1 protein-coding gene is annotated in these 529 nt (G+C 43.9%); it reads right to left on the reverse strand.

Features of this window, described 5'->3' with window-relative positions:
• The coding region (locus tag DW173_RS23660; RefSeq protein WP_233562301.1) for a fibronectin type III-like domain-contianing protein at positions 1 to 529 on the reverse strand (529 nt) is incomplete at both ends.

The following is a 529-nucleotide window of genomic DNA, read 5'->3' on the forward strand; positions in this document are numbered from 1 at the left end:
TCAAACTTGCCCGGTTCGGCCACCCATTCGTGTTTGGCATCATCAAAGAAGCTCAATGCTTTCTTATCAATCGTCAGCGTTACTGCTTTCTCTTCGCCCGGAGCCAATTTCACTTTTTGGAAACCTTTCAACTCTTTTACCGGACGAGGGAGAGAAGATTTCTTATCGCTGATATAAAGCTGAACAACCTCCTGACCTTCACGAGTGCCTGTATTCTTCACATTGACTGTGAAAGAAATGGTATCATCTGCTGTCATTGTCTTCTTGTCGGCCGAAGGTTTTCCATAGGCAAAAGTAGTGTAGCTCAATCCGTGTCCGAACGGGAACAACGGTTTGATTTTCTCTTTATCCGCCCAGCGATAACCTACGAAAATATCTTCCCGATAGATTTCATTAATGGTGTCTCCTCTATGTTTAGACTGTGCCAGTTCTTCTTTATTACCCGGATATTCTCCCAGTTTATGAGCACCTACATCTTCCAGTTTTGCAGGGAAAGTGAAAGGAAGTTTTCCTGAAGGATTAGCGTCTC

The organism is Bacteroides sp. AM16-13, assembly GCF_003602705.1.
Lineage (GTDB): Bacteria > Bacteroidota > Bacteroidia > Bacteroidales > Bacteroidaceae > Bacteroides > Bacteroides xylanisolvens.